The organism is Cupriavidus sp. 291-E7 (assembly GCF_057798835.1).
The window spans coordinates 340068-366079 of the sequence record NZ_JBYOJV010000003.1; the positions used below are offsets into that span (position 1 = coordinate 340068).

Below are 26012 nucleotides of genomic sequence, written 5' to 3' on the forward strand. Positions count from 1 at the left end.
TCCGGTCAAAACGATTACAGTCTTGTCATCCCAACCGGTTGCGCCGCTCGCTACCATCCTGCTGGCAGTGCGGCGGGAGGCGCCGCTGGTGGTAAAGGACTGGACCCATGAAGATCCTGGTGATCGAAGACGAGCCCAAGACGGGCGAATACCTGCGCAAGGGGCTGACCGAATCGGCCTTTGTGGTGGACCTCGCCCGCACGGGCGCCGATGGCCTGCACCATGCAATGGAGGCCGACTACGATCTGGTGATCCTCGATGTGATGTTGCCCGGCATGAATGGCTGGGATGTGCTGAGCCGCCTGCGCGAACGCAAGTCAACGCCGGTGCTGTTCCTGACCGCGCGCGACGAGGTGGAGGATCGCGTGCGCGGGCTTGAGCTGGGCGGGGACGACTACCTGGCCAAGCCGTTCGCGTTCGTCGAACTGCTGGCGCGCGTGCGTTCGCTGCTGCGGCGCGGCCCCGTGCGCGAGGCCGACCGCATCGAGGTGAGCGACCTGGAAATCGATCTGATCCGGCACCGCGTGATGCGCGCGGGCCAGCGCATCGATCTGACACCACGGGAATTTGCGCTGCTGCATTTTCTGGCGCGCCGCAGCGGCGAGGTGCTGAGCCGCACGCAGATTGCCTCGCACGTATGGGATATGAATTTCGACAGCGACACCAATGTGGTGGATGTGGCCATCCGCCGCCTGCGTGCCAAGATGGACGACAAGTTCGCGCCCAAGCTGATTCATAGCGTGCGCGGTATCGGCTACGTGCTGGAACAGCGAAAATCGTGACCGTGCGCCGCCTTACCCGTTCATTGACGGCGCGGCTGGCGCTAGCCTTCGCGCTGATCGCGGGCTGCGCGTTTGCCGGTGTCGGCCTCTATCTCTATCGTGCACTGGCCACGCAGATCATCGAGCGCGACGATTCCGAGCTGCTGCGCAAGGCCGTGCGCGCCAGGGCTGAACTGGCGGAACTGCCCGCGACGGATGTGCGCACGGGCCAGTGGCAGGAGATTCGTGGCGTCGTCTCCGGCAACGAGGAATTTGGCATCCGGCTCCGCACCGTGGATGGCACGCTGCTGACCAGCGCGGGTGCGCAGCCCGGTGCCATGCCGACGATGCCGTTGGTCGACCTCGACGCGGCGCCGTCGGAGGCCGCGATCGTCACCTGGCAGACGCTCGGCGAGATTCCCGTGCGCGGGCTGACGATGCTGGTGCGCGCCGGTGGCGGGGCGTCCACGGTGAAGGTCGACCTCTATCAGGTGGCCGCGTCGCGCGCCGTCCTGCTGCGCGACTATCGGCTCAAGCTCAGCCTCGCGGTCTTCCTGGGTGCGCTGGGCGCGGGTTTGCTTGGCTATGCGGCCCTGCACGCGGGCATTGCGCCGCTGCGGCGTATTGCGGCCGGCACGGCATCGGTCACGTTTGCAAGCGGCGTGCTGCCCGTCGATCCATCCCGGCTGCCTGCCGAGCTTGACGAGCTGGCGCGGGCGTTGCAACGGATGATCGACCGCTTGCGGGAGCGCTATGACCGTCTGTCGCAATTCTCCGCCGACCTTGCGCATGATTTCCGCACGCCGATCGGCAACCTGCTGGGCCAGTCCCAGGTGGCGCTGTCGAGCGAGCGTTCGGTGGAGGAATATCAGGCGTTGCTCGCTTCGAATGTGGAGGAGTACGAGCGGCTGTCGCGCATGATCGAGAACATGCTGTTTCTGGCGCGTGCCGACAACGCCCAGGTGGCGCTCAAGAAATCGGCGCTGGACCTCGGCGACGAACTGGCGCGGCAGGCCGATTACTTCGAACTGCTGGCCGATGCGCGCGGCATTGCAATCCGGGTGGATGCGCAGGGGACGCTGCACGCCGATGCCACGCTGTTCCGGCGCGCGCTGGGCAACCTGCTGTCGAATGCCGTCAACCATTCGCCCGAATCGGCGGTGATCGCGCTCCGCAGCCGGCAGGAAGCCGGCATGGTGGTGGTCGAGGTTGCCAACCCCGGCGCCGGCATCGCGCCGGATCATCTGCCCAGGCTGTTCGACCGATTCTTTCGCGGCGACCCGGCCCGTGCGAATTCGGGCGAGTCGTCGGGTATCGGGCTGGCCATCGTCAAAACCATCATGGAACTGCACGACGGCACTGTGCAGGTGGAGTCGGTGCCGGGCGAGCTGACGACGTTCCGGCTGGTGTTTCCGTCAGGCTGAGCTGCGTCAGTGGCCGGTGTAGCGCGTATGGTCGAGCATCCGCGCGCTAATCGCGGCAAGGTGCTCGCGCAGGGCGGCATGCAGATATCGCACTGCCGGCGAGAATTGCTTGCGGTGCGGACAGACCAGGTTCAGCGGCACCGGTTCGCCGGGCTGGTCCGGCAGCAGCAGCTCCAGCCGGCCGTGCTCGACGTCGTCGCACACATCAATCCACGATTTGTAGGCGATGCCGCGTCCATCCAGTGCCCAGCGCCGGGCAATCTCCGCGTCATCGCATAGCAGCGTGCCCTTGACCGTGATCTGGCGACGCATGCCCGCGGTGGGAAAAATCCAGCGGTCGTAGACCCTGCCGCCCAGCACATACGGCAGGCAGCGGTGCATGAGCAGGTCGTCGAGCATGGCCGGGCGGCCGTGACGCTTGAGGTAGTCCGGCGACGCCACCAGCACGCGCCGGTTGTTTTCCGCAAGCGGCAGTGCCACGTAGGTGGCGCCTTCATTGACGCCATAGCGGATGGCGATGTCCACGGGGTCGCGGAACACATCGGTGACCTGGTCGGACAGCGACAGCCTCAGCACCAGCTTTGGATGGGATTCCTGAAAATTCGTCAGCAGGGGCAGCAGCACGTTGCGGCCCAGATCGGAGGGTGCGGCAATCTTGAGCGTCCCCTGCAACGCGGTTTGCTCGCCGTGCATGCGCTCACGGCCTTCCTTCAGCACCGAAAGCACTTCATTGGCGTAAGGCAGGTATTGCTCGCCTTCGGCGGTAAGCCGCAGGCTGCGCGTGGACCGCGCGAACAGGCGGATGTCGAGTTCCTTTTCCAGGCGCTGGATGGCGGCGCTGACCTGTCCGGGCAGCAGATCGGCCTCGCGGGCAGCATTCGAGAAGCTGCCTAGCGCCGCGGTACGTACAAAGAGGTGCAGATCGTCGAGTCTGATCATTTTCACTCTGATAGTGAAAGTCCTGCCGGATTCTCCCAGTTTTTCGAAAGCGCCGCAGTGGCGATCATGCCACTCATGCGCCGGCCGCCGCTGTATGGATTGGGTAGCAGGTATAAAACTATCGGAGTTAAAGCTATGAAAGCCGTTGTCTATAGCCAGCATGGGCTGCCAATCTCGGACGCGAAGTCGCTGTACGACGCGCAGATCGACAAGCCGACGCCGGGCCGGCGCGACCTGCTCGTGAAGATCCGGGCCATCTCGGTGAATCCGGTCGATACCAAGGTGCGCAAGGGCTCGCCCACCGACACGCCGCGCGTGCTGGGCTGGGACGCGGTTGGGACCGTCGAATCGGTCGGTGGCGACGTCACGCTGTTCCAGCCGGGCGACACGGTCTTTTACGCGGGCTCGATCACGCGCCCTGGCGCGTATGCCGAATATGGACTGGTTGATGAGCGGATTGCCGGCCGCAAGCCGGCAACGCTGTCCGACGCCGATGCCGCGGCGCTGCCGCTCACGTCGCTGACGGCGTGGGAGCTGTTGTTCGATCGCCTGGGCGTTGCCGAGGGCGGCGGCGAGGGCCAGTCGCTGCTGATCACCGGCGCCGCCGGTGGAGTGGGTTCGATCCTGACGCAGCTGGCGCGACGCCTGACGAAACTGCGGGTCATCGGTACTGCCTCGCGCCCGGAGACCGATGCGTGGATTCGGGAGCTTGGCGCGCACGATGTCATCGATCATTCGCGCCCGCTGCTCGAAGGGCTGCGCGGCATTGGTGCGCCGCAGGTGGACTACGTGGCCAGCCTGACCCATACCGACGAGCACTATGCGCAGATCATTGAAGCGCTGGCGCCGCAGGGGCGCCTGGGTGTGATCGACGACCCCGAGACACTGGACGTGGTGCCGCTCAAGCGCAAGGCCGTGTCGTTGCACTGGGAACTGATGTTCACGCGCTCGCTGTTCGAGACGAAAGACATGGCGCGGCAGCACGAGATTCTGAACCGGGTCAGCGGCCTCATCGACGAAGGTGTGCTGCGCACGACCACGGGCGAGCATTTCGGCACGATCAACGCGGAAAACCTGCGGCGCGCCCATGCGCTGATCGAAAGCGGGCGTTCGCGCGGCAAGATCGTACTCGAAGGCTTCTGAGGCACGGTCCACCACTCTGGCACGCACCGGCACACACCGCGTGCCTGCACGATTTATTGCACGACTTCTTCCTATCCCAACTTCAATATCGGAGCCCAGTATGAATTTCACAGACGCCGTTCTGTCCCGCCATACCGTCAAGGCATATGAAGGCGGCCAGACGCTGCCGCAGGAACAGATCGATACGCTGCTGACGTGGCTGCACAACAGCCCGTCATCGGTCAACTCGCAGCCGTGGCACTTTGTGGTGGCGTCCACGCCAGAAGGCCGCGAGACGATCGCGAAAGCCGCGGCGGGATCGTTTGCCTACAACCATCCGAAGATCGTCGATGCGTCGCACGTGATCGCCTTGTGCATGCGGTCCGATCTCGATGAGGCGCATCTGCACGCCATTCTGGCGCAGGAGGACAGCGACGGCCGGTTCAAGGTCGACGGCGCGCGCGAAGGGCAGGACAAGAGCCGCCGTTCCTATGTGGACCTGCATCGCTACGTGCTGCGCGATGTGCCGCAATGGATGGAGAAGCAGGTCTACCTGGCACTGGGCGGCCTGCTGCTGGGCGCGGCCATGCTCGGCATCGACGCAACGCCGATGGAAGGTTTCGATGCCTCGGCGCTGGACCAGGCGCTGAATCTGCGCGAACGCGGACTGACCGGCGTGGTGCTGGTATCGCTGGGCCGCCGTAGCGACAAGGACTTCAACGCCGCGCTGCCGAAGTCGCGCCTGCCGAAGGAAGCGGTGTTCACGCACATCTAAGCAGGCCGGAGATCGGTCACCGGCTTGAGGCGAGGGGGGCGACGGGCTGCCATTGTCCCGATTCGGGATGCACGCCGACCCTTTCTCCATCGAGGCGAACCTGGCCTTCGTCGATGTTCATCGCGGACGGCGTTTCGCCGAGGAACGTGATGTCGAGGGCCTGCGCAACGCGGGGGTCTTCGATCGGCAATTCCCAGGTCAGGAATAGCTGCGTGCAATCCTCGTCTTCGGGGAAGTCCGTGGGGACGAAGCCACTGCCGCCGCGCCGAATCACGCCATGCGGCTGACAGGTATCGAACAGCAGGACGGTGCCCCGGCGCAGGGGAATGCGCAGGTCCAGCGCCGAAAAATGGACGTCCTGCCCCTTGTCTTCGCTCAGAAAGAGATTGCAGAAGGCGGCGCCGCCATACTGTTCGCCGTCATGGTGATACCGCGCGCCACGGCACACCATTAGCGCGACGTCGCTTTCAGCCAGCAGGCCGGGCAGGCCAAGCGTGCCGATCCAGTCGGACACGGCCTGGACGCAGCGCGAATAGTCCGGCCAGCGCATCCTCGCGCGCGCCAGGGGCATGACCTCGACGTCGCCCGGTTCCAGTGTCATGCGGGTGGAGATTTCCCTGGTCCAGTCCGCAAGCAGACGCGCGGGCGGCGCGGGAATATCGACCGTGCCAGTGGCAACGATGTCACTGACGCGGCGGCTATGCAGCGAATCATCGCCCCAGTAGCTGACAGTGAGGGCGGCCTGGGCCGGGGAGGAGTTGGTGCGGTCGCGCATGCCCGGCAGTGTAGCGCGGGTCCTCAGCGTGTGTTCTGTTGAACCGCGCGATTTCGCTGCTCCTGGGCGTCTCTGAGCAATCGATAGGATGCGTAGTATTTGTAGATGTTCCGGACGTACGTGGTGGTCTCGACGCCGATCTTCTCCGCCACCACGATCTCGACGTTGTTGAACCAGACATCAGGATTGAGACCGCGCTCGGCCGCCAGCTTGCGCATTTTCGCAATGTTGCCCGGCCCCGCGTTGTAACTGGCGAAGGCGAACAGTGGCCGGTCCATGTCGGAGAATTTGGCATCCTGGAAGTACCGGGTCATCAGTTGATCCAGATACTTTGCTCCGGCGTGAATGTTCGATTGCGCGACCTTGATGTCGCCGACGTTGAGTTCCTTTCCCGTGGCGGGCATCAGCTGCATGATCCCGATGGCGCCGACCCGGCTCTTGGCGTCCTGTTTGAGCTGGGATTCCTGAAAGCCCTGCGCCGCCAGCATCAACGGGTCGAAGTTGTACTGCTGGCCATATTTCTCAAAGAGCACCACGGTCTGTTCAAACCGCTTGATTTCAGCGCTTTCGGCGTTGTTGTGGATCTGCTTGATGTTCTGCATGTATTGCTTCAGGCGGACCTCCGCAACACTCTGCTTTCTGATGAAGTTCTCGTAGAAATTGCTGATGACCGACTGCAACTGGGGACTCTGCTTGCGGATCGCCCAGCCGATATAGCCACCCTCGCGCACGGCGATGTTCTCGTTCACCTTGACCTTCGGCAGCAACTGCGCCCACATGCGGGCCTTCCAGTCGTCGACGACCAGGATCTGGAGGAGGCCGACGTTCATCATCTCCATTGCGTCTTCGTCCTCCAGCGCGTCCGGCAGCATCACGAGCTTTGCCGGAGGCTTGCCAGCCTGCTGGAACTTGTTGTTCAGCGCGGTCAGGCTTTCGTAGTAGCTGCTGTAGCGGCGCACGTGGATGGTCTTGCCGCTCAGATCATCGACCGACGACAGCGCCGGTGACTTGGGCCCGGTGAGAATCAGCTCGCGGGTCGGCTTGAGCGCGTGCGCCGTGACGAAGTCCACCAGCTTCTTGCGGTCTTCCGTCACGGTCAGATTGCCGGCGGCAATGTCTCCCCGGCCTTCCACGAGGCCGGAAAGCAGCTTGTCGCGCGTCGTGGGAATGATAACGACCGTGATTGGGCGCTTGCCGAGCCGGTCGGCGTACGTCTTGTTCACGAACTTTTCGAAGTCGCGCACGAAATCGGCGGCCAGCCCGCGCTCATGGCCACGGTCGTTGAAATAGAGGGTACGGCTGAAAGGAACCAGCACGCGGATCATCCGGCGCTCGACCATCGCGTCGAAATCGCCGCGCCACGATTTGATGGTCAAGTCCAGCTGCCGCGCCCCCTTTGCCGTAGTTGGGGCAGCCGGGGTTGGTGCTGGCGCCGATGCGCTGGTTGCGGGCGACACCGCGGTGAACAATGCGCTGGACATCCACAGCGCTACTCCGAAGAGGCCCACCACGAGCCGTGTGCGCGCTGATTGCATGGCATCCACCGTTCCCTTCCGCGAAACCGTGCCGTTCAGCATTCTTCTGGCGGGGCCATTGCAGCCCCCGCGGGCCACGACACGCTTAAAGCATAGGTGTCCGTGCCGGTGGTTCAAGGTCACGGGCAGTTGGACCAAGGTCCAACGCCAAGCGCGCGGTAGCCATCCAGACTGAAAGATTGGCACTGCCGAAAGCTGCGGCGGCCAGCGGCACACGCAGTGGGCGCGGGTGATTCGAAATCCTCAAATCCGGCAGTTCGGGTGCCGCGCGGTTGCCGGCTTCAGCGAGCCGCCGGGCATCTTCAAAAAACCGGCGACGTGGCTACGCTCCGGTCGGAGACAGCATGCCGAGCCACGCAACCAGTGCAAGGATCAGCGTGGCCGCAAGCGTCTCGGTGAGCAGGCTGCGTCGCAGCGCACCAACCGCCACGGCGTGGTCACCGTTCCGCACTGCCAGCGCAATCCGTGGACTCAGATGAAACCGGTTTGCCGCGGCCAGCAGCAGCATGCCCGCAAACAGCGCGAGCTTGAGAAGCAGCCATGCGCCATATGAGCCCGCCGAAAGCTCGGGCAGGACCGGGCCGGCAATCATCCAGTAGTTGACGGCTCCCGTCACGGCCAGCGTGGCGACGATGATCGTTCCCACACGGGCAAAACCATTGGCGGTGCGGCTGAGCCGCTCGACGTCGGCCTGCGTCGTGGCGGCGCGGGACAGTACGACGAACGCCGAAAGCGCGCCTACCCACGCCCCGGCAGCCAGCAGGTGGGCGATGTCGGAAGCCAGGTGGATGTATCGCAGCGATCCGTCATGCATCGCACCATGACCACCCCACGCCAGCGTGGACAGCGCCACGGCGCCGGCCAGCATCAGCAACGGAATACGCAGGCGAGCGCTGGCTGGCGTGATGGCCGCGATGATCGTGCACAGCAGCAAGGCCGCCATGCGCACGACCCACGCCGCGCCGAAGTCGGTTCCCGTCACGACCATCTCGAACATGTGGCTTTGCAGCGCTGCAAAAGACTCGGCGCCGGTCATCGCCCTGGCCATCACGACCATATTGGCAAGCGACAACACGATACCCAGCGCCGCCGCGACCCCGCTTGCCGTGACAAGGTGCTTCCCGATACCGGATGACCTTTCGGCCCGGTTCAATGCGTACAGACAGAACAGGGGGATGCCAAACAGCAGGGTCAGGTCCAGATAGAGCGCAAAACGTACCGCGACGGTAGTCCAGTCCATCTGCCTTACTTGACCGAGAACGAGATATTGCCGTTGACGGGGTGGGTGTCCGACGACACCGCGCGCCATTCCACGCGGTAGCTGCCGGGAGGCAACGGCTGCGACGGCGTGATCACCATCGTTTTGGGATCGCCGCCGCCGGAAACGCTGGCGGCCATCTTCATCGGCGCATGGTCGGCCATGCCCGGCATGCCGACCATGACGAGCTTGGCGGCGGAAAACTGCGTGACCAGGTTTTCCGAGAAATTCAGTTCAATCTTCGGCGGAGCGCCGGTCAGCTCGGCCTTGTCGGCCGGAGTTGAGGAGAGCAGCTTCGGGTGGGCGAGGGCGGCAGCGCTCACGGCGAAGGCTGCTACGGCAAAGGTGGCGCGGATCATGGAGAGGGGCGCTTGCATGGATAGTCTCGATTCCGGATTGTAGAGGTTGGTTGGTTTGGAATGGGCCGTGCTCAGAACCACATACGCACGCCTGCGACAAAACGGGTTTCGCCGCTACGGCCGCCGGAGGCGCGCACCATATCGGCGGAATTGCCGAACGTCTGGTAACGCTCGACACCGATATACGGCGCGAACTGGCGGCTGATTTCATAGCGCAGGCGCAGGCCGACGGTGCCGTTCGACAGCCCGCTGCCGGTGCCGGTTTCAGGATCGTTCTTGCCGTAAAGGTTCGCTTCGATGCGCGGCTGCAGAATCAGGCGCTGGGTGATGAGCATCTCATACTCCGCCGATAGCCGAAGCGCGGTGCGTCCTTCCGTCCCGACATATCCGGTGGCATCGACTTCAAACCAGTATGGCGCCAGCCCCTGAACGCCGAAGGCGAGCCAGTTGCGGGCGGGGCGCCCGTATCCGGCATCGTTTCGCATACCGAGCTGGGTGTCCCAATAGCTTGCCACCGCATGGCCCCACAGCAACTCCGTACGCGCTTCAGAAAAGCGGCCCTTCTCGACATGGCCTTCGGCCTTGATCACGAACTTGTCGAAGCTGTTGCCAATCCACGCCTGTGCCTCGTACGCAGCGGCGTTGCTGCCGTTTCCGTGCGTCCACTCCAGCCGGTCGACCAGCACCGACGTAAAGAGATGCTCGTCCGCCATATGCAGCGAGCGATGCGGACCCAGCGCGTACTTGCCCACGCCAAGCTGATAGCCGCCCGAATAGGCGTTCGGGTCGCGCGCGTCGGGCGGGGCGCTGCCACCCTGCATGCGCATCGCGCCGTGGTCCATGCCTTGCGTCTGGCTTTGGGTCTGGCTCTGGTCCGATCCCTGCATCGGCGTCATGCCGTCCATCTGGCTGTGGTCCATGCCCTGCATCGCGTCCATGCCGTCGGCCTGGCCGGGCGCCGTGCCCTGCATCGGCGTCATGTCGTCCATCTGGCTATGGTCCATGCCCTGCATCGTGGCGGGGCCTGGCGTCGAGGTAGCACCGGCGTCATGCGCCCCATGAGAATGCTGGGCCCATGCGCCGGTCGTCACCGTGGCGGCGATCAGTGCGGCCGTGAGGTGGCTGAAGGATAGGGACATCGTACTTGTGCGGAGAGTCATGCCACCACCACTTCGCGGAACATGCCGGCATCCATATGCAGCATCAGGTGGCAATGCCAGGCCCATCGGCCCAGGGCATCGGCGGTGACCAGGAAGCTGATGCGCTGCGCAGGTTGCACGCCGAAGGTGTGGCGGCGGGCCAGGAAACTGCCGTCAGGCGATTCCAGCTCGCTCCACATGCCATGCAGGTGCATCGGGTGCGTCATCATCGTGTCGTTGTGCAGGATGACCCTGAGGCGCTCGCCATATTGAAAGTGAATCGGCGTGGATTTGCCGAACTCGACGCCATCGATGGACCACGAGTACCGCTCCATATTGCCGGTCAGGTGCAGCTCGACTTCACGGCCGGGCCCGCGCCGATCCATCGGGCCGCCGATCGTGTGCTGGTCGGCGAGCGTCAGCACACGTCGACCGTTGTTGCGTAGCCCGATGCCGGGGTCGTCGAGATTGGTCCGTGCCATGTCGACGCGCATGTCGGTGCCCGCGCCGTATTCGGTCCGGGCGTGGCGCGCCACGGTGCTGGGTACCTTCAGCGGGTCTGTGCCGTGGGTGGCATGAGCGGCATGGGCTGCATGGGCACTGTGGTCCATGCCGTGCATCGCCATGCCACCCTCCATGCCCCCCATGCTGCCCATCATGTCCGTCATGCTCAGCCATTCGACGGCGTCGAGCTTGGGATCCGCGGCGGACAGGCCCGGACGGACGGCGAGGGTGCCGCGCGCATAACCGGTGCGGTCCATCGACTGCGAGAAGATCGTATAGGCGTCGTCGCGTGGCTCGACCAATACGTCGCAGGTCTCCCCCGGACCAAAGCGGAACTCGTCGACGGTAACCGGATCGATGTTCTGCCCATCGACCTGGAACACCTTCAGCTTCAGGCCGGGAATGCGAACATCGTAGAAGGTATTGCCGGCGCCATTGATAAAGCGCAGCCGCACCTTTTCTCCGGGTTTGAACAGGCCGGTCCAGTTGCCCGCCGGCGTTGTGCCATTGGTCAGATAAGTCAGTGTCGCGCCGGACAGATCCGCCAGATCGGTCGGATTCATCCGCATTTCATTCCACATCTTCCGCTTCTCAAGGGCCTTGCTCAGGCCATCGTTGGATACGTCGCGGAAGAAATCGATGACGGTCGGCTGGTTGTAGTTGTAGTAGTCGCTCTGGGTTTTCAGCTTGGACAGAATCCGCATCGGATCTTCGTCCGTCCAGTCCGACAGCAGCACCGTGTAGTCGCGGTCGGCTTGCATGCCGTCGGCGCCAGCGGGCGGGTCGATGATCAGGCCGCCGTAGACGCCGGTCATCTCCTGAAAGCCGGAATGGGAGTGGTACCAGTAGCTGCCGGACTGCTCGACCTTGAAGCGGTAGGTAAACGTCTCGCCTGGCGCGATACCGGCAAAGCTGATGCCCGGCACGCCGTCCATCCCGAACGGCAGGATGATGCCGTGCCAATGGATGGACGTAGGTTCGCGCAGCCGGTTCGTTACGCGAATGGTGACGGTGTCGCCCTGGCGCCAACGGAGTGTCGGCCCTGGCAGCATGCCATTGATGGTGGTGGCAACTTGCGGCGATCCCGTGTAGTTGACGACCGATTCGCCAATGACCAGGTCGAATTCGGTTCCGGTGAGGACGGGCGCGCTGCCCAACGCAGCCGCCGAGGCGCGCTCCGGCGCCTGGGCCAGGGCCGGGATGCCCACGCCAGACAATCCGGCAACGACGCCGCCCGCGGCCAGCCCTTGCACGAAGCGGCGGCGTGGAAGACTCGGTAGTACAAGGCGCGGCGATCTATCGCGTCGCATCGATTTTTCCTTTTTTGCTGGTTTTCGTGCCGCATGGAAAGTCGGCCGTGTGCAGAGTAACGATGACGGACTCTCCGCCAACTGACTTGAACATTACATTCCGGTAAGGTTGCTGTCATGTTGGCGGAGGTGTCGGTAGACTGCGGCCGAAAGCGTGCCCTGGGGGAGATCGAAGATGAAGTTGCTGGTCGTGGAAGACGAGCTGAAGACTGGCGAGTATCTGCGTCAGGGCCTGACGGAGGCCGGATTCGTGGTGGACCTGGTTCGCAATGGTGTCGATGGCAGGCACCTGGCCCTGAACGAGGCTTACGACCTGATCGTCCTGGACGTCATGTTGCCCGATCTGGATGGCTGGCGAATCCTGCAGTCGATTCGCGCCGCGGAGAAATCAGTGCCCGTGTTGTTCCTGACCGCGCGCGACAGCGTGGTGGATCGGGTCAAGGGCCTTGAGCTTGGGGCGGACGACTATCTTGTGAAGCCGTTCGCGTTCTCCGAACTGCTGGCAAGGGTCCGGACGCTGCTGCGGCGGGGCAATGCGCAACTGACGCTGGAGCATATCCAGATTGGCGACCTGGTGCTGGACCTGCCGCGCCGCCGCGCCACGCGCGCCGGCCGGCGCATCGTGCTGACGAGCAAGGAATTTGCGCTGCTCGAACTGTTTGCGCGCAGGCGTGGGGAGGTGCTGCCCCGGTCGCTGATCGCCTCCCAGGTCTGGGACATGAACTTCGACAGCGACAGCAATGTGATCGACGTCGCCATCCGCCGGCTGCGGGCCAAGATCGACGATGACTTCGAGGTGAAGCTGCTCCAGACCGTGCGCGGCATGGGCTATGTGCTGGAAGAACCGGAGGAGGGGCAAGCATGACGCGCCGCCTGTCATTGACGCTGCGCCTGACCATCCTGTTCTCGCTCTCGTCGGCGGTTGTGCTGCTGGGTCTGGGCGTGCTGATCTGGCTGGCGATGGATCGGCATTTCGTCACTGAGGATTACGTGAACCTCAGGGACAACATCCACCTGATCGAAAAGGTGTCGCGCGAGACGCCGGCCGGGCAGCTGCGGGATCGGCTCGGCGAACTGGTGGGCCACCATCCAGGTTTCGTCGCCCAGGTGCGCGCCGCCGATGGCAGCATCGTCTACGCCACCGACAGCTTCGACTTTGACGGTGCGCGGAAGGCGATCGGCGAGCAGGCCACGGGCGAGGGGACATTCACATGGCACCAGGGTGAGCGCGGGTATCGCGGATTGAGTGCCCGGCTGGAGTTGCCCGGCTCCGCGCTGAGTCCGCTGAACGTGGTGGTGGCGCTGGACACGGAGATCCACGGGCACTTCATGCACGCATTCCGGCAGTCGCTTGGCCTGTATATCGCGCTGGCCGTCATGGCGAGCGGATTGCTGGGATGGTGGGCCGCAAGGCGCGGCTTGTCGCCGTTGCGCATGATGGCGTCACGCGCCAAGGGCGTGACCGCCAACAAACTCGACGCGCGCATGCCCGTCGATGCCGTTCCCGTCGAAATGGGCGACCTGGCGGCAACGCTGAATGCCATGCTGGAGCGCCTGCAGGCCGCCTTCCAGCGGCTCTCCGAGTTCTCGTCGGACCTTGCCCACGAGCTGCGCACGCCGATCACCAATCTTCTTACGCAGACGCAAGTCGTCTTGTCGCAGCCGCGTCAGGACGTGAAGTACCGCGAGGTGCTGGCATCGAATGCCGAGGAACTGCAGCGCCTGGGCCGCATGGTGTCCGACATGCTGGACCTGGCCAAGATGGAGCACGGCATCACGCCACCCAACGAGGAAGTCATCCAGGTCGATGACGAGGTGCGGGCGCTATTCGACTTCTACGATGCCTTGGCCGAGGACCAGGGCGTCAGGCTGAACGAGGAAGGCGCGGGCAGCATCATCGGCGATCGCCTGATGCTGCGCCGGGCATTGAGCAACGTCCTGTCCAATGCGATTCGCCACACGCCGCGCGGCAAGCAGATCGTGGTCCGGACAAGCGAAACCGGCGGCGGTACCGTCATCGTGGTGGAGAACGAAGGCGAAGCGATCAGCGCGGAAGCGCTGCCGCTGCTGTTCGACAGATTCTTTCGTGAAGACAAGTCGAGGACGAGGGCAGGGTCGGAATCCACGGGGCTGGGGCTTGCCATCACCAAAGCCATCATGGGCGCGCACGGCGGCGATATTTCGGCGGAATCGGCATCGGGACGGACGCGGTTTACGCTGACGTTTCCTGCGCGATGAGTGTTGGCGCATGGGGCTGTGTCTTCCGGCACGGGACCCTCGCAGTCTGAAAAAAATGGCCACCCGAAGGTGGCCATCCCGTTTCCAGCAGGGCGATCGCTCAGCCCTTCAGCACTTCTCCGATGGCATTCGCCACGACGCCGACATTGCGCTCGTTCAGCCCGGCCACGCACATGCGGCCCGAGCGCAGCACGTACACGCCGTGCTCGTTCTTCAGCCGGTCGACCTGATCGGCCGACAGTCCGGTGTACGTGAACATGCCGCGTTGCTTGATGTAGCGCGAGAGCTTTTCGCCGCTCACGTGCTCACGCAGCTGGTCGTGGATGGCCTGGCGCATGCGCGTGATGCGCTGGCACATCGCGGCCAGTTCTTCTTCCCAGCTCTTGCGCAGAGCCGGCGTGGTCAGCACACGGGCTACCACGCGGGCGCCGTGGGTGGGCGGGTTGCTGTAGTTGGCGCGCACGGCGCCAGTCAGCTGGCCCAGCACGCGGCTGGCTTCGTCGGCGCTCTGGCAGACCACGGAGAGACCGCCGCAGCGCTCGCCGTACAGCGAGAAGTTCTTCGAGAACGAATTGGCAACCAGGCACGGAACGTTCTGGCGAGCCAGTTCGCGCACGGCGAAGGCATCGTCGTCCAGACCCGAGCCAAAGCCCTGGTAGGCCATGTCGACGAAAGGCAGCAGCTTGCGGGCTTTCAGCACGGCAATGACCTGGCGCCACTGGTCTTCGTTCAGGTCCACGCCGGTCGGGTTGTGGCAACAGGCGTGCAGCAGCACGATGCCACCCTGCGGAATCGCCTCGATCGCCGCGAGCATCGCGTCGAACTTCAGGCCGCCGGTTTCAGCGTCGTAGTAGGGATACGTGTTGACCTTGAAGCCTGCACGCTCGAACACCACGCGGTGGTTTTCCCAGCTCGGGTCGCTGATCCACATTTCCGCGGTGGGGAAGTAGCGCTTCAGGAAGTCGGCGCCCACGCGCAGCGCGCCGGAACCGCCCAGCGTCTGCAGCGTGGCGATGCGCCCTTCGGCGCGCGCGATGCAGTCCTCGCCGAACACCAGTGCCTGCACGGCCTGGCGGTAGGCGGCGATGCCGGCCATCGGCAGGTACGGGCGCGGACCCATGTCCGACAGCAGCGCGGTCTCGGCTTCGGCCACGGCCTGCATGACCGGCAGTCGGCCCTCGTCGTCAAAGTAGATACCGATGCTCAGGTTGACCTTGTTGGTACGCGGGTCCTGCTGGAAATCCTCGTTGAGCGAGAGGATCGGATCACCGGGAAAGGCTTCGATGTGTTCGAACATGGGATGCGTCTGGCTACGGGTTCAGGGGGACGGCGGCCCTTGGTTCACGCGGGCCGCACAGGCAGATTACTGGATCTGGGCCGTCGCGGCGGGCAGGGCCGAACCGGCGTTCTTCTGCCGGAGGCGATAGCTTACGCCAAGAATGACCAGCCAGACCGGAATCAGGTACACCGACATGCGCAGGCCCGGCGTCAGGAACATGACCACCAGGATGCCAGCCAGGAAGACAAGCGTCAGGTAGTTGGTCAGCGGATAGCCCAGGCTCTGGAACGCGGTGGACTTGCCTTCAGCACGCTTGGCGCGGCGGAACATCAGGTGAATGATGCTGATCATCGCCCAGTTGATGATCAGCGCCGACACCACCAGGCCCATCAGCAACTCGAATGCTTCGCCGGGCATGAAATAGTTGACCAGCACGCAGATGCCGGTGGCGACGGCGGAGACAGCCAGCGCGGTCAGCGGAATGCCGCGGCGGTTCACCTTCAGCAGCGCGCGCGGGGCATTGCCCTGTTGCGCCAGGCCCAGCAGCATGCGGCTGTTGCAGTAGACGCCACTGTTGTAGACGGACAGCGCGGCAGTCAGCACCACGATATTGAGCACGGTCGCCACGATGTCGCTGTTCATCGCATGGAAGATCAGCACGAACGGGCTGCCGCCGGTGACAACGTTCTGCCACGGATACAGCGACAGCAGCACGGCCAGCGCGCCAACGTAGAAAATCAGGATGCGGTAGATCACCTGGTTGGTGGCCTTGGGAATGCTCTTGCCGGGGTTGTCGGCTTCCGCCGCGGTGATGCCCACCAGCTCAAGCCCGCCGAACGAGAACATGATCACGGCCATCGCCATCACCAGTCCGCCAAATCCATTCGGGAAGAAGCCGCCGTGCTGCCACAGGTTGGCTACGCTGGCTTCAGGGCCGGCATTGCCGGAGACCAGCAGGTAACCGCCAAAGCCGATCATGCCGATGATGGCCGCGACCTTGATGATCGAGAACCAGAACTCCATCTCGCCGAACGACTTCACGCTGGCCAGGTTGATGGCGTTGATGATCAGGAAGAAAGCGAGCGCGGAAATCCAGGTTGGAATGCCGGGCCACCAGTACTGGACGTAGATGCCCACGGCCGACAGTTCGGCCATGCTGACCAGGATATAGAGCACCCAGTAGTTCCAGCCGGACATGAAGCCGGCAAAGTGGCCGCAGTATTTGTTGGCGAAGTAGCTGAACGAGCCGGCTACCGGTTCGTCGACGACCATCTCGCCAAGCTGGCGCATGATGAAGAACGCGACAATGCCGGCGAGCGCGTAGCCCAGCAGCACGGAAGGGCCAGCCAGCTTGATGGTCTGGGCGATACCCAGGAACAGGCCGGTGCCGATGGCGCCCCCTAGGGCAATCAGCTGGATGTGACGATTCTTCAGGCCACGCTGTAGCGTGCCTTGGCTGTCGGGTGCATGCATTGGAGTTGTCTGTCCTCTACCCATTCTTGTGGAATGGAGAGCGCCTCTTTGGGGATGGGCGCTTTGAAAAAAGCGCCGGCGCGGGTAACGCCGGACGCAGGGGTGCGCGCCGGCGAAAACCCGAGAGTTTACCGGCACACGCTTGGAAAAGCAGGGAAATCAGCTTGGCCCGGATCAGATCCAGGCCGGTCGATCACTTTCGGGTCACACCTTCAGCGTGCCACGCTCGATCTGGTCGCGCTCGAGTGATTCGAACAGCGCCTTGAAGTTGCCTTCGCCAAATCCGTCGTCGCCGGAGCGCTGGATGTACTCGAAGAACACCGGGCCGAGCACGGTCTTCGAGAAGATCTGCAGCAGCAGGCGGGGCTTGCCGCCTTCGGTAGTGCCGTCCAGCAGGATGCCGCGGGCCTTGAGCTGGTCCACCGGCTGGCCGTGGCCGGGCAGGCGGGTGCCCAGGGCCTCGTAGTAGTAGTCGTTCGGCGCCGTCATCAGTTCCACGCCGGCCAGTTGCAGGCTGTCGATGACTTCGAGCAGGTTGTCCACCGAGAAGGCGATGTGCTGGATGCCTTCGCCGTTGAACGCCATCAGGAATTCCTCGATCTGGCCGGCGCCCTTCGACGATTCCTCGTTCAGCGGAATGCGGATCTTGCCGTCCGGCGCGGTCATCGCCTTCGAGGTCAGGCCCGTGTACTCGCCCTGAATGTCGAAGTAGCGAATTTCGCGGAAGTTGAACAGGCGTTCGTAGAAGTTCGCCCAGTAAGCCATGCGGCCACGGTAGACGTTGTGCGTCAGGTGGTCGATCAGCTTCAGGCCGTGGCCCTTCGGGTGGCGGTCCACGCCCTCGATGTATTCGAAGTCGATGTCATAGATCGACTTGCCGTCCTCGAAACGGTCGATCAGGTACAGCGGCGCGCCGCCGATGCCCTTGATGGCCGGCAGGCGCAGTTCCATCGGGCCCGTGGCGATCTCGATCGGCTGGGCGCCCAGCATCAGCGCGCGGTTGTACGCCTTGTGCGAATCCTTGACGCGGAAGGCCATGCCGCAGGCGCTGGGGCCATGCTCGGCGGCGAAATAGGCGGCTTCGCTATGCGGCTCGTTGTTGACGATGAAGTTGATGTCGCCCTGGCGGTACAACACCACGTCCTTCGAGCGATGGCGCGCCACCAGCGTGAAACCCATCTTTTCGAACAGCGGTTCCAGCACGTTGGGCGTGGGCGAGGCGAATTCAACGAACTCGAAGCCCATCAGTTGCATCGGGTTTTCAAACAGGTCGGCCATGATCTGAGCGCTCGGGGGCGGGAAGGGGGAAGGAAATAATATTTCGATGAGGCTGCGGCGCGAGTGGCTTGGGGGACGCTTGGCGCGCTGCACAACTTGGAGAAATTGTAGAACCCGGCCCGCTAAATAGGATTTCGTAAGGTACGCAGGGAAACCCTGAAATATGAGATAAGATTTCGCCGATTGGCCATTTGAGGAAACGGCAATGCAAAAAACGGAGCTGGATCGCATTGACCGCCGCTTGCTGGCGGAACTGCAGGAACATGGGCGCGCATCCAATCTGGAACTGTCCGAGGCGATCAATCTGTCCCCGGCGCAGACCTTGCGGCGTCATCGCCGCCTGGAGGAAGGCGGGATCATCAAGCGCTATGAGGCACGGCTGGACAGCACGGCACTGGGATTTGGTGTGACGGCCTTCATCCACGTGACGATGGAGCGCGGCCACATTCGAGATCTATCCAAATTCAAGGGACTCGTGGCCGAACTGGCGCAGATCCAGGAGTGCTTCTCCGTGACCGGCGATATCGACTACGTGCTGAAGGTGGTGGCGAAGGACCTGAAGTCGCTGTCGGACTTCCTGCTCGACACGCTGATGCGGATCCCGGGCGTTAGCGGGGTCAAGTCCAGCGTGTGCCTGGACGAGATCAAATGCACGAGCGCGATGCCGCTGGATTTGTGAATGCCCAGGGATTGCCGGCTTGCCGTGCGTCCGGCGCCGCATAGATCCTATGCGCGGATGCAAGCCGGCGGACCAACCACGATGTCTTTACGGCAAACCTCTCTCCCACGTCGTGGGAGAGAGCAGGGCGGCGCTTACTTGGCCATGCCCGGCGCCGGGGCGGGCGCAGCCGGGGTGGCCGGGGTTTCGGGCTTGGCGGATGCGTCCGGCTTAGCAGGTGCCTCCGGCTTGGCGGACGAATCCGGCTTGGCCGAGCCATCGGGCGTCTTCGGCGCTTCCTTGCCTGCCGGGGCGGGCGCCGACGATTCCTCGTCTTCCTCATACGACGGCAGCGCATCGCCGCCGCCGCTCAGCAGATACTGGCGGCGTTGGGTGTAGGCGTCGCGCACGAACGCATACTTATCCAGCGCGGCCTGCGACAGCAGGTCGGTGGCGCCCAGCATGTTCGTTCGGGTGTTGACGACGTTGACGCCGAACATCGAAAAGCGCCAGGCCGTATCGAAGTAGTGTGCCGGGTCCAGGAAGATGCTGCCTGCCACACCCACGCCGTCGCGGAACGAGCTGGGGCCGAACAGCGGCAGCACCAGGTAAGGACCGGATGGAATCCCCCAGGTACCCAGCGTCAAGCCGAAGTCCGTCGAATGGCGAGGCATGCCGGCCGCCGTGGCTATGTCGATCAGGCCGCCAATGCCAAGCACGGTGTTGACCGCCACCCGCATCATCGTCTCCACCGCTTCCACGGGCTTGCCCTGGAGCAGGTTGTTGGCGAAGTTGCCGACGTCCGAGAAGTTGTTGAAGAAGTTCGTCACCGCGATACGCGCCGGCTCCGGCGTCACCGCCTTGTAGCCCTTGGCCAGCGGCTGGGCCACGTACGTGTCGGCCTTGTCATTGACCGTGAAGACCGCCCGGTTCATCGGTTCGAGCGGGTCCGCCGGATTGGCGTTGGGGCCGGTGGCGCAACCGGTGGCCAGCAGGGTCAGCGAAGCCGCGGACAGCACAGTGGCGAGCCGGGACGGAAAAGGCGCCACGGCGCGCAAGGACGAAAGGCGGGAGAGCATGGTGAGACGATCGGTCTTTCTCGGTTTTTGTCGTGGAGGACGTCAGCCCCGGCAACACCGGGCCTGACCGTCTTGCGTGCGGCGGTTAGCCGCCAAGTCTAGCGCCGGGAATTGCCAGAATCCGACCCTGAAGATTTATCGGCAGATTGTGCCACGGTCGTAGCCACCGTAAGTGGGGGCAGTGACGGTCCCAGCGGTTCCGCACGGCCGGCCAGCTCGCGGCGCGGGCGTCCCATCAGGATCGGCTGGAAGAACACCGCGCCAGCCAGCGTGCACACCAGGGCCAGCGCCAGCAGCTTGCCCATGCTGGCGGTGCCGGGATGGTGCGACAGCCAGAGGCTGCCGAACGCCGTGGCGGTGGTGGCGGCGCTGTACAGCACGGCGTGGGTCAGGCTCGATTGCAGCAGCTTGGTCTTGCCGTGACGCCAGGCGATCACGTAGTAGATCTTGAACGCGACGCCGATGCCCAGCAGCAGCGGCAGCGCAATGATGTTGGCAAAGTTCAGCGAGATACCGAATACCACGCACAGTTCCAGCGTGATCAGCCCCGACACGAGCAGCGGAATCAGCGTGCGCAGCACGTCGCCCATGCGGCGCAGCGTGATCCACAGCAGTACCGTGACCGAGATCACCGCCCAGATGCCGGCGTGGATGAACGCCGTCATGATCGTGTCCGCCGAACCCTTGATCGCGATGGGGCCGCCGGTGGCGTCAGGTTGCACGCTCGCCATCACCGCGATGAAGTGATCCAGCGCGGCTTGTCGCGCGGCTTCGTTCTTCGCGCCGGGAGGCGGCAGTTTCGGGCTGATGTTGACCAGTGCCTGGCCGTCCGGGGCCAGCCAGTCGCGTGCCAGCTCCGGCGGCAGCGTCTGCTGTGTGATCGTCTGCGGCTGCAGGGCGCGTTGCAGCGAGCCAAGGGCCAGGCGCAAGGGCAGGGCCACGGCCAGCTCGGCCCGGTCCCGCATGGCGGGCGGGGCGTCGGCCAGTTGCTTGAGCGCGCGCGACAGGTGTTCCGCGGACTCGGCGCCAGCGCCCGGATGGTCCAGTGCGGCCAGCGACAGTTGCCGCGACGCATTGCGCAGCGAAGCCACGCGCAGGGCGTCAGTGGCCGGCGATGCGGTCTGCTGCGTCAACACCGGCATCAGGCTCTTGGCCATCCCGGCGATCACGGGCAGCTTGGACGCCTGGTCGTCCGGAATGAAGGTCTTCAACGTGACCACGCGCTCGACTTCCGGCAGTGCCTTGAGCCGGGTCGCGGTCGCTTCGGCATCCTTCAGTGACGGGGCCAGTACCTTGATGTCGTCGGTGCCCGCCTGCGGGGCGTCCTTGAGCGCCAGCAGCGTGGACATCGATTCGGAGTGCGGGTCCTTCAGGTGCAGCGGGTCGAAGTCGAAACGCAGATGGGGCAGCAGCGGGGCGCCTGCGATCAGTACGGTCAGCACGCCCACCAGCGTGCCCTTGCGATGGCGCTCAAAAAACGCATCGGCCGGGGCCAGCCAGCCAAAGCCTGGCATTTCTTCCTCGCCAGCGGGCGCCAGCACGCGAATCAGCGCCGGCAGCATCGTGAACGTGGTGGCAAACGCGATGATCATGCCGACGCCGGCGATCTTGCCCAGTTCGGCCACGCCACGGTAATCGGTGGGCAGGAAGCAGAAGAACGCGGCGGCCGTGGCGGCTGCCGCGAGCGTCAGCGGGCCGGCCACGTCGCGGGCGGCCAGCGTCAGCGACTCGTTCAGGTCGCCGTGGTCATGGCGCTCGGCACGGTAGCGCACGCCGAACTGGATGCCGAAGTCCACGCCCAGGCCCACGAACAGCACGGCGAAAGCCACCGAGATCATGTTCAGCGCGCCCACCATCATCAGGCCAAGCGCGGCCGTGATGATCAGGCCCGAGATCAGGCTGACCAGCACCGCGGTGATCAGGCGCGCGGAACGCAGCGCCATCCACAGAATGCCGATCACCACGACCAGTGTCAGCACGCCATTGAGCACGGCGCCTTCGCTGACCGATGCAAATTCGTCGTCGGCCAGCGGCTGCGGGCCGGTCAGCCGCACCACCGCGTTATAGCGCTGGTCCAGCTTCAGTTGCGTGGCGGCGGCGCGGACCGCATCGCTTGCGCCGGAGCCGGCCTTCAGGTCGCTGAAGTCCAGCACCGGAGACAGCGTGATAAAGCTGAACGCGCGCCCGTCGGCGTTGGGCTTCAGGCTGTCGTCGACCAGCCCTGCCCACGACAGCGCCACGGGTTTGTTGGCCAGCACGCCGTCGATGGTTTTTGCGCTTTCCCCAAGCAGCTTGTCCATGTCGGACAGCTTGATCTGGCCCAGCTGCAGCGGCAGGTTCAGCGTGGTGGTGAGCAGGTCGGACAGGCCGCGCAGCGTGGGGTCGTGCGCCAGGTTGTTCAGCAGGGGACGCGCCTGGCCAAGCTTGTCGGCCATGTCGTGGACACTGGCCGTATCGGCGAACAGCAGGCCGTTGCGCTCGAAGAACGGGCCCGAGCCGGGCTGGCCCACGGCCTTGAAGCGGTTGGGCTGGCCACGCAGCGCGTCGGCCAGTTCGTTGGCGGCGGCATCGGCCAGTTCCTTGGCAGGCGCCTGCACGACCGCAAGGATCATCTTGTCGCGTTGCGGAAATGCGGCGCTGATGGCTTCATCGTTCTTCGCCCACGGCGCATCCGATTCCAGCAGCTTGCTGATATCGGTGTTGATGGCGAAATTGCGGGCTACATAGACACCACTGCCGATGGTGAGCAGCAGGGCGATGCCGATCACGAGCCAGGCGTGAACGGTGGCGAATTTGACGGTGCGAACCAGCAGCGGTCTGATCATGAGTCCTGTATCTTCTACGCCCGTTGCGGCGGGGCGCGTGGGCGGCACCCGGAGTATAGCGGTTGAAGCGGGGCATGCCGCACCTGCCAGCGTGCGCGGCGTTCCTCCGGGCCATTTGGCGTTCCGCTATATACTGGCCCGACTGGCCAATCCGGCCGTGTTGCTTCGATGAGTCATGAACCGTTACGGAATCCTCCCCGCCGCCATCATCGCGCCCATCGCCGCGGTGGTTGTCATGTCCACCGCGCATGCGCAGGTCAATACCAGCGCCGCGCCCGACAAGCTCGTGCAGTCCGCCGTCGAAGGCGTGATCACGAAGATCAAGACCGATCCTGAAACCCGCGCCGGCGACCTTGCAAAAATTACCGCCGTCGTCCGCCGCGAATTCCTGCCTTACACCGATTTCGGCCGTACCACGCGGCTGGCGGTGGGCAATGCCTGGAAGCAGGCCACCCCTGACCAGCAAAAAACGCTCCAGGAACAGTTCACGTCCCTGCTGGTGCGCAGCTATGCCGTGTCGTTGTCGCAACTGCGCGAGCAAAGCCCGAAATTCACGTACAAGCCCGCCAAGGCTGGCAACAATGCCAACGATGCGGTCGTAGCGACGCGGGTGCTGAACAATGGCGATGAGATGCTGATCGACTACCGTCTGCAAAAGGGTGCCGACGGCTGGAAAATCTACGACATCAACATGATGGGCGCGTGGCTGATCGAGGTATATCGCAAACAGTTCGCTGACATCGTGGCGCGCGATGGTATCGACGGGCTGATCAAGTACCTGAACAATCACAACGCGCGGGCCTAAGCCGGCGCGCCAGCCATAAAAAAACCGGGCTGGTCTCCCAGTCCCGGTTTTTCCAGAACGGCCGTCGAACGGCCGTTTTTCATTGTGCTTAGTGCACCTGCGCGGCTTGCACGGACTCGGCGCGGCTGCCCTGGGCCTTCTTCAGGTTGCCGATCTCGGCCAGCTTGATCTCCACGTGGCGCGAGAACACGTATTCGGCGGGACGTTGCTTGTCCAGCGGAATGTCCGGAGCCATCGGGCCATCGGTCTTCACGCCGCGCAGGCTCACGCCCAGGGCCTTGAGCGGGTGCGCAAACGTGTCGGCCACGGCAGTGGCTTCGAAACCGCTGTGGACCATGCAGTTGGCGCACTTTTCATAGTTGCCAACGCCGTAGGCGTCCCAGTCGGTACTTTCCATCAGTTCCTTGAAGGTCTTCACGTAGCCTTCGCCAACCAGGTAGCACGGACGCTGCCAGCCGAACACGGTACGCGCCGGGTTGCCCCACGGCGTGCACTTGTAGGTCTGGTTGCCGGCCAGGAAGTCCAGGAACATCGTCGACTGGCTGAACGCCCAGTTCTTGCCGGCGTTGCCGCGAGCCAGGATGTCACGGAACAGTTGCTTGGTCTTGCCGCGGTGCAGGAAGTGCTGCTGGTCCGGCGCGCGCTCGTAGGCATAGCCCGGCGACACGGTGATGCCGTCCACGCCCATCGCCTTGACCGAGTCGAAGAACTTCGCCACGCGATCGGGCTTGGCGTCGTTGAACAGCGTGCAGTTGATGTTCACGCGGAAGCCACGTTCCTTGGCCATGCGGATCGCTTCCACGCAGCGGTCATACACGCCTTCCTGGTTGACCGAGTGGTCATGCATCTCGCGGTCGCCGTCCAGGTGAATCGACCACACGAAGTACGGGCTGGGCTCGTACTGGTCGATCTTCTTTTCCATCAGCAGCGCGTTGGTGCACAGGTAGACGAAACGCTTGCGGGCGATGATGCCGCGCACGATTTCCGGCATGTCCTTGTGCAGCAGCGGTTCGCCGCCGGCGATGGACACCACGGGCGCGCCGCATTCGTCCACCGCTTCCAGACATTCCGCCACCGACAGGCGCTGGTTCAGGATGGGGTCCGGATAGTCGATCTTGCCGCAACCGGAACAGGCCAGATTGCAGCGGAACAGGGGTTCAAGCATCAGGGCCAGCGGGTAGCGCTTTTGCCCGGACAGATGCTTGCGTACGATGTAGGCGCCTACGCGGGCGACCTGGAGAAACGGGATGGCCAAGGGGGTGCTTCCTTCAGGTTCAGTGTGGTCGATCAGCCTGCAGCCGTATGGTCGGCAAGCTGGGCGTCACTGATTTCAGTTGTTCTTCTGGCCCCTGGGGCCAGCGTTGCGTCGGCTAATTCAGCCGGCAGGCGGAATTCGGCATGTTCCTCGATGCCTTCCATGACCGATACATCGACCGGACCAAGGCGTCGCAGGGCGGCAATGACGTCTTCCACCATGTCTTCGGGTGCCGAGGCGCCCGCGGTAATGCCCACGACGTTTGCGTTGCGAACCCATTCCGGGTCAAGCTCGCTGCCGTCGGCGATAAGGTAACTCGGCACACCACTTTCCGTGCCGATCTCGCGCAGCCGGTTCGAATTCGAACTGTTGGTGGCCCCGATCACGAGAATGACATCCACGCGCGCCGATAATTCCCGAACCGCACTTTGCCGATTTTGCGTGGCATAGCAGATATCGCGCGTATTCGGCCCAACCAGATTGGAAAATCGCCGGCCGAGCGCCGCAATGATATTACGGGTGTCGTCCACGGACAACGTGGTCTGGGTGATATATGCCACAGGCGCGTCGGCGGGCAGGTCCAGTCGTGCCACGTCCGCTTCGCTCTGGACCAGGATCACCTTGCCAGGGATCTGCCCCATCGTGCCTTCCACCTCGGGGTGGCCGGCATGGCCGATCAGCAGCACGTGGCGGCCCGCGGCCGCGTACTGGCGTCCCTGGTTGTGCACCTTGATGACGAGCGGGCAGGTGGCATCAATGGCGTGAAGCTCACGCCTTTGTGCTTCTTTGATCACGTCCCGCGAGACGCCGTGGGCGCTGAAAATGGTTACCGCGTCGCCCGGCACTTCGTCGAGTTCCTCGACGAAACGGGCACCTTTTTTCCGCAACCCTTCCACGACGTGCTTGTTGTGGACAATCTCGTGCCGTACGTACACGGGGGCGCCGTGTTTGATCAGGGCTCGGTCGACGATCTCGATCGCTCTAACCACGCCGGCGCAAAAGCCCCTGGGTTGGGCAAGTATCACCTGCATGGAGACGGCCCCCCGACCCTCTTGTGAAGATTCGAAGACATCAGTTATTTTGGTATTCCGGCATCACTTTTCCGGTTCACGGTAGGTACTATATACCGGCTCGGATTTTCATGCCGCCGCGTTGGCTGTTGCCAACAGGGTCATTCCGGTGAAAATGCGGCGCTGCACACTGGTATAACGGCGGATTCTC

Annotated in this window: 22 protein-coding genes; 8 read left to right on the forward strand and 14 right to left on the reverse strand. The window is 63.9% G+C overall.

The genetic code is table 11. From position 1 onward, the window contains the following. Positions 1–107: 107 nt before the first annotated feature. Both AC3FLX_RS07540 and AC3FLX_RS07545 read left to right on the forward strand, forming a co-directional pair. The gene (locus AC3FLX_RS07540; protein WP_488695264.1) at positions 108–782 is read left to right on the forward strand and encodes a heavy metal response regulator transcription factor; all 675 of its coding nucleotides are present in this window, start codon (positions 108–110) and stop codon (positions 780–782) included. A 2-nt stretch (positions 783–784) separates the two neighbouring features. Beyond that, on the forward strand, positions 785–2185 hold the full coding sequence (locus AC3FLX_RS07545) for a heavy metal sensor histidine kinase (RefSeq protein WP_488695604.1): 1401 nt from the start codon (positions 785–787) through the stop codon (positions 2183–2185). A gap of 6 nt (positions 2186–2191) precedes the next feature. On the opposite strand, the gene AC3FLX_RS07550 is transcribed toward AC3FLX_RS07545, so the two are convergent. Continuing rightward, entirely contained in the window at positions 2192–3124 is a 933-nt protein-coding gene (locus tag AC3FLX_RS07550; protein WP_488695265.1) for a LysR family transcriptional regulator, read from the reverse strand. Between the two features lie 135 nt (positions 3125–3259). Between AC3FLX_RS07550 and AC3FLX_RS07555 the strand changes: the two genes are divergently transcribed. Then, complete coding sequence (locus AC3FLX_RS07555) at positions 3260–4267, forward strand: zinc-binding alcohol dehydrogenase family protein (RefSeq protein ID WP_488695266.1); 1008 nt, start codon at positions 3260–3262, stop codon at positions 4265–4267. 100 nt (positions 4268–4367) lie between these two features. After that, a complete protein-coding gene (gene nfsB, locus AC3FLX_RS07560; RefSeq protein WP_488695268.1) occupies positions 4368–5021 on the forward strand; it encodes an oxygen-insensitive NAD(P)H nitroreductase in 654 nt (217 codons plus the stop codon). Between the two features lie 16 nt (positions 5022–5037). Here nfsB and AC3FLX_RS07565 read toward each other — a convergent pair whose 3' ends face one another. From AC3FLX_RS07565 to AC3FLX_RS07590, 6 genes are all read right to left on the reverse strand, one after another. Then, positions 5038–5796, reverse strand: coding sequence for a hypothetical protein (locus tag AC3FLX_RS07565; RefSeq protein WP_488695269.1), 759 nt, complete (start codon positions 5794–5796; stop codon positions 5038–5040). A gap of 23 nt (positions 5797–5819) precedes the next feature. After that, the gene (locus AC3FLX_RS07570; protein ID WP_488695606.1) at positions 5820–7331 is read right to left on the reverse strand and encodes an MltF family protein; all 1512 of its coding nucleotides are present in this window, start codon (positions 7329–7331) and stop codon (positions 5820–5822) included. Positions 7332–7653: 322 nt separating this feature from the next. Beyond that, positions 7654–8571 (reverse strand): copper homeostasis membrane protein CopD, encoded by a 918-nt coding sequence (gene copD, locus AC3FLX_RS07575; protein ID WP_488695270.1) that lies wholly within the window; start codon positions 8569–8571, stop codon positions 7654–7656. 5 nt (positions 8572–8576) lie between these two features. Then, positions 8577–8948: a copper homeostasis periplasmic binding protein CopC gene (gene copC, locus AC3FLX_RS07580; RefSeq protein ID WP_488695607.1), complete on the reverse strand. Its 372-nt coding sequence runs from the start codon at positions 8946–8948 to the stop codon at positions 8577–8579. A gap of 71 nt (positions 8949–9019) precedes the next feature. Then, positions 9020–10087, reverse strand: coding sequence for a copper resistance protein B (locus AC3FLX_RS07585; RefSeq protein ID WP_488695272.1), 1068 nt, complete (start codon positions 10085–10087; stop codon positions 9020–9022). A gap of 17 nt (positions 10088–10104) precedes the next feature. Beyond that, positions 10105–11901, reverse strand: a complete 1797-nt coding sequence (locus AC3FLX_RS07590) for a copper resistance system multicopper oxidase (protein WP_488695274.1) — start codon at positions 11899–11901, stop codon at positions 10105–10107. 175 nt (positions 11902–12076) lie between these two features. On the opposite strand from AC3FLX_RS07590, the gene AC3FLX_RS07595 reads away from it, so the two are divergent. Next, positions 12077–12766, forward strand: a complete 690-nt coding sequence (locus AC3FLX_RS07595; RefSeq protein ID WP_488695275.1) for a heavy metal response regulator transcription factor — start codon at positions 12077–12079, stop codon at positions 12764–12766. After that, complete coding sequence (locus AC3FLX_RS07600) at positions 12763–14139, forward strand: heavy metal sensor histidine kinase (protein WP_488695276.1); 1377 nt, start codon at positions 12763–12765, stop codon at positions 14137–14139. Before AC3FLX_RS07595 ends, AC3FLX_RS07600 begins: the two co-directional genes overlap by 4 nt. A 100-nt stretch (positions 14140–14239) precedes the next feature. Here the strand turns inward: AC3FLX_RS07600 and AC3FLX_RS07605 are convergent, their stop codons facing one another. The 3 genes from AC3FLX_RS07605 to hppD all read right to left on the reverse strand — a co-directional run bounded on the left by AC3FLX_RS07605 (position 14240) and on the right by hppD (position 18169). Next, positions 14240–15436, reverse strand: coding sequence for an amino acid aminotransferase (locus tag AC3FLX_RS07605; RefSeq protein WP_488695278.1), 1197 nt, complete (start codon positions 15434–15436; stop codon positions 14240–14242). Positions 15437–15502: 66 nt separating this feature from the next. Further along, positions 15503–16891 carry an amino acid permease gene (locus tag AC3FLX_RS07610; protein ID WP_488695280.1) on the reverse strand — a complete coding sequence of 463 codons (1389 nt, stop codon included), beginning with the start codon at positions 16889–16891 and terminating at the stop codon, positions 15503–15505. 204 nt (positions 16892–17095) lie between these two features. Further along, positions 17096–18169, reverse strand: a complete 1074-nt coding sequence (gene hppD, locus AC3FLX_RS07615; RefSeq protein ID WP_488695281.1) for a 4-hydroxyphenylpyruvate dioxygenase — start codon at positions 18167–18169, stop codon at positions 17096–17098. 205 nt (positions 18170–18374) lie between these two features. On the opposite strand from hppD, the gene AC3FLX_RS07620 reads away from it, so the two are divergent. After that, positions 18375–18848 carry an Lrp/AsnC family transcriptional regulator gene (locus AC3FLX_RS07620; protein ID WP_488695283.1) on the forward strand — a complete coding sequence of 158 codons (474 nt, stop codon included), beginning with the start codon at positions 18375–18377 and terminating at the stop codon, positions 18846–18848. A gap of 134 nt (positions 18849–18982) precedes the next feature. Here AC3FLX_RS07620 and AC3FLX_RS07625 read toward each other — a convergent pair whose 3' ends face one another. Both AC3FLX_RS07625 and hpnN read right to left on the reverse strand, forming a co-directional pair. Next, positions 18983–19906: an MlaA family lipoprotein gene (locus AC3FLX_RS07625; RefSeq protein WP_488695285.1), complete on the reverse strand. Its 924-nt coding sequence runs from the start codon at positions 19904–19906 to the stop codon at positions 18983–18985. 98 nt (positions 19907–20004) lie between these two features. Beyond that, positions 20005–22731 (reverse strand): hopanoid transporter HpnN, encoded by a 2727-nt coding sequence (gene hpnN / locus AC3FLX_RS07630; protein ID WP_488695286.1) that lies wholly within the window; start codon positions 22729–22731, stop codon positions 20005–20007. Positions 22732–22906: 175 nt separating this feature from the next. Here hpnN and AC3FLX_RS07635 point away from each other — a divergent pair, with 175 nt between their 5' ends. Beyond that, positions 22907–23536, forward strand: a complete 630-nt coding sequence (locus AC3FLX_RS07635) for an MlaC/ttg2D family ABC transporter substrate-binding protein (RefSeq protein ID WP_488695287.1) — start codon at positions 22907–22909, stop codon at positions 23534–23536. An 88-nt stretch (positions 23537–23624) separates the two neighbouring features. Here the strand turns inward: AC3FLX_RS07635 and hpnH are convergent, their stop codons facing one another. Further along, a complete protein-coding gene (hpnH, locus tag AC3FLX_RS07640; protein WP_488695289.1) occupies positions 23625–24791 on the reverse strand; it encodes an adenosyl-hopene transferase HpnH in 1167 nt (388 codons plus the stop codon). Positions 24792–24823: 32 nt separating this feature from the next. After that, entirely contained in the window at positions 24824–25822 is a 999-nt protein-coding gene (gene ispH, locus AC3FLX_RS07645; RefSeq protein ID WP_488695290.1) for a 4-hydroxy-3-methylbut-2-enyl diphosphate reductase, read from the reverse strand. Positions 25823–26012 lie beyond the last annotated feature (190 nt).